Origin of the sequence: Pseudomonas sp. TWI929 (assembly GCF_039673335.1) — a bacterium.
GTDB lineage: Bacteria > Pseudomonadota > Gammaproteobacteria > Pseudomonadales > Pseudomonadaceae > Aquipseudomonas.
The window spans coordinates 1-3,486 of sequence record NZ_JBDJLK010000165.1 but is presented as its reverse complement, the minus strand read 5'-3'; the positions used below and the strand labels follow the sequence as shown (position 1 = coordinate 3,486).

Below are 3,486 nucleotides of genomic sequence, written 5' to 3'. Positions count from 1 at the left end.
GGCAGCTTGGACCTTGTATTCTCTTGAGTAAGATTTACGCACTAATTTTGCCTCCAATTGGGCGCCATCATAGCGCCCGATGAAGGTGTCCAAAATCATTAGGCCAGTTCACTTTAGCCGCGAACACCGGCAAAGCCGGTGCCATCCACCGCGTTGCCTGATTCGCGGGTAAACCCGCGCCTACAATTAGAACGCGTCAGTCCTTCAGCGGCGCAGCTCAGTAGCGAACTGCGCAGCCTTCAACTGCAGCTGCGCAGGCCCGCCCCAGAACGCGCCGTGGCGCACGATCACGCGCTCATGGATGGCAGCCGCCACCGCCGCCGCTGCATTCGGTGCCTTGAACAGCACGAAGCTGGCTTCGTTGCCAACCTTCAAGCCGTAATCCTGCTTGCCCATCACCCCGGCACTGGCCACGGTTGCCATCTCCAGCGCCACCCGCAGTTCCTCGTCGGTGTTGAACCCCGAGCGATAACTGATCAGCATCGCCCGTTGCAGCATGTCGCCATTGCCATATGGCCACCAGGCGTCCTGGATGTTGTCGTTGCCGGTGAACACCCGCACCCCGCCGGCACGCAGGCGCAGCACCGGTGGGAAGGCGTGCTCGCCGGGGGCGTTGGTCATGATCGATATGCCGGCACCGGCCAGCACTTCGGCGGTGCGGTCGACCACAGCGTCGGGTACGTCACCCAGGCCATAGGCGTGGCTGACGGCCACCAGGCCTTGCATGCCCAATGCCTGGGTGCGTGCGGCGATGCGTTCGAGTTGGGCAATGCAGATGTCGCCTGGCTCGTGCAGGTGGATATCAACCTTCACGCCATGGCGGTCGGCAATGCCGAACACGATGTCCAGCTGGGCTTCGGCGTCGCCGTCGAGGGTGGTCGGGTCGATGCCGCCGACCACTTGCACGCCTTCGCGCACGGCCGATTCCATTACTTCAGCGGTGCCGGGGCAGGTCACCACGCCGGCCTGGGGGAAGGCCACCAGCTCGATGTCGATCAGCGCTTTCCACTTGTCGCGGGCTTCGAGAATGGCGCGCAGGTTGCTCAGGCCGGTGGTGGCGTCCACGTCCACATGGCAGCGCATGGCCAGGGTGCCGTACGAGGCGGCCTGGCCGATCAGCGCGTCGGCGCGTTGGACGATTGGTGGGGCGCTGGCGAGTTCGTGTTTTTCCACGGCCAGGCGCTCGCGCAGGCTGGCGACGGGCTGGTGTGGGCGCCAGCGGTCGCCGACGAAGCTCTTGTCTAGGTGGATGTGACCGTCGACGAAGCCCGGCAGCACCAGCAGGCCTTCAAGGTCGACGGTCTCGCGGGCCGGGGTGCTGGCGCGCTGCGGGCCGATGTGGCTGATGCGCCCGTTGGTTACGGCAATGTGCAGGGGCAGGCCATCGGCGTCGATGGCATTGATGAACTCACGGTCGTTCATGATTGGGCCTTTTTACTGAGGCTTGGGTGACGCCCCACGGTAGGGAGGATGCGGGCATGTCACAAATTAATTATCAGGATCGATTGCAGTGCATTTCTTGATGCAGGTGAAGCCAGTGCGCCTGCATTAAAAAGCCCACTGAAGTCGATTCCGATAATTAACTTTCAAAGCCTGCATTCTCGGCCCAGGATTGCCCACGAGACCCGCCCGGCCGCCAGCTACGGTGCCTTCCAGGGCAGGTCGCCATACACAATAAAAACAAATGCCGTGTCGGGGTCCCCCATGATCAATGATTCCAAGCTGCTGCGTGCCGCGCTGATTTTCATTGCCTGTACTTCCTTCATTGTCTGTGGCGTGCAGCCCATCTTCATGGGCCTGGTCACGGAGCAGATGCACCTGTCACTCGACCAGCAGGGCTGGGTGGTGTCGGTGGAGATGATCGGCATGACCGTGGGTACGTTGCTGTGCCCGCTGCTGATGAAGCGCCACGGCGGGCGCAGCCTGTGCCTGCTGGTTGGCGCCCTGTGCGTGGTGTTGAGCATTGCCACGGCCTTTGCCAATACCAACGCGATGTTGTTGATCGTGCGCCAGGCGGCCGGCACCTGTGCGGGGCTGGTGTATGCCTATGCGGTGTCCACGCTGGGCCGCTTGCCCAACCAGGACCGTTCGTTCGGGCTGATGCTGTTGCTGCAAACGCCGGAGTACTCGCTGTTTTCTGCGGCGTTGCCGTTGCTTGCCGCGCAAAGCGGCACGGTAACCGCCTTGTGTGCGTTCGGCCTGTGGTACCTGCTGATTTGCGGCGCCAGCCTGGTGCTGCCGCGTCGTCCAGCAACGTCGTTGGCCTGTGGCGAAGGCTCGCCCGCCCAGGGTGGTTCGGCGCGTACAGGGCGCACGGCGCTGGTGGGCATGCTGTTCATGCAGATTGCCATCTATTGCGTGTGGGGTTTCATCGACCAGCTGGCACGTGACCAGGGCATCGACGGCGTCGATATCGGCTGGGCGTTCGGCCTGTCGGCCATTGGCGGCCTGCCAGGTGCGGGGCTGCCGAGCTTGCTGGGGGCGCGGGTCAACCGCCAGCTGATGATTGCCGTGGGGTTGGTGGCGGTGTTCATCTCCATCGCCATGCTCACCGGCTATACCCGCACGCCGATGCAGTTGTTCGTGGCGTTGCTGCTGATCAACTTTGGCTGGGTGCTGTCGTTGTCGTACTACATGGCGTTGATCACCACCAATGACCCAACCGGCAAGCTCACGCCGTTGGTCAGTATCACCTTGATGGGGGCGGCAGCGGTGACACCAGCGCTGATTGCCCTACTGGTGGAGGGGTCTAACCAGCAGCTGATCTTCCTGCTGGGGACGGGGGCGTTGGTGATTGCGTTTGCTGTTACCTGCTTGGGCGTGGGGAGCAAGGAGATGCGCAGCAAGGTGGCTTGCTGAGTCCCGCGCTGCCTTCGGCTTGCACACATAACTACCGCCGCAGCGTTGCCCTACAGGTTGTGATGATGCCTTTCCACCAAGGAGAGGCTCAGGATGCCAGCCCCCACACGTTCCGAAGGCTCCATCGATACCTTGATCGCCAGCCGGCTGCCCGGGTGGCTGACGCAGGCCTCAGCGCCCCGCCTGCTTGAATTGCATGACTGTTTGCGTGAGCAACAGGCCGTGCAGCAACGTCTGAAGGTATTGTTTGGCAGCCGCAGCGCCGCACAACTTCAGCGATGGCGAAGCCAGGTCATTGGGGCTGATGGACCAATCGAGGCTGCTGGATGTCCAGGGCAAAACCTTACCCATGGCGGCCAGGGCCTTTGCCGGGCGTTGCCGCATGCTCGACCTCGGTGGGCAGTACCAGGCCTACCTCAAACAACAGATGCTGACACCGAGTGTTGCAACGCTGCTGGAGCAAGGCCAGCGCCGGCAGGCTTATGATCGGCACCCGAGCTAACCCTGCCCTGTAGATGATGCTTGTACCGGCCTCGTATCGGCGTTATCCGCGAAGAGGGCCGCCAAATGCAAACCGGTTTTTTAGGGTTTTTTTTGAAATGAGATGGGGGGGGGGCGAAAATTGGC

General features: G+C 62.4%; 3 protein-coding genes. 2 read left to right on the top strand and 1 reads right to left on the bottom strand.

Going from position 1 to position 3,486, the window contains the following annotated elements:
- Positions 1-204: 204 nt before the first annotated feature.
- Positions 205-1,422: an amidohydrolase family protein gene (locus ABE456_RS28345; protein ID WP_346646884.1), complete on the bottom strand. Its 1,218-nt coding sequence runs from the start codon at positions 1,420-1,422 to the stop codon at positions 205-207.
- A 282-nt stretch (positions 1,423-1,704) separates the two neighbouring features.
- Here ABE456_RS28345 and ABE456_RS28340 point away from each other — a divergent pair, with 282 nt between their 5' ends.
- Positions 1,705-2,859 (top strand): MFS transporter, encoded by a 1,155-nt coding sequence (locus ABE456_RS28340; protein WP_346646883.1) that lies wholly within the window; start codon positions 1,705-1,707, stop codon positions 2,857-2,859.
- Positions 2,860-3,106: 247 nt separating this feature from the next.
- Positions 3,107-3,361 carry a DUF6543 domain-containing protein gene (locus tag ABE456_RS28335; RefSeq protein ID WP_346646882.1) on the top strand — a complete coding sequence of 85 codons (255 nt, stop codon included), beginning with the start codon at positions 3,107-3,109 and terminating at the stop codon, positions 3,359-3,361.
- Positions 3,362-3,486 lie beyond the last annotated feature (125 nt).

What these genes read in the sequence shown, in the direction of transcription:
- ABE456_RS28345 (WP_346646884.1), bottom strand. Translation starts at nt 1,422, where the DNA reads ATGAACGACCGTGAGTTCATCAATGCCATCGACGCCGATGGCCTGCCC.
- ABE456_RS28340 (WP_346646883.1), top strand. Translation starts at nt 1,705, where the DNA reads ATGATCAATGATTCCAAGCTGCTGCGTGCCGCGCTGATTTTCATTGCC.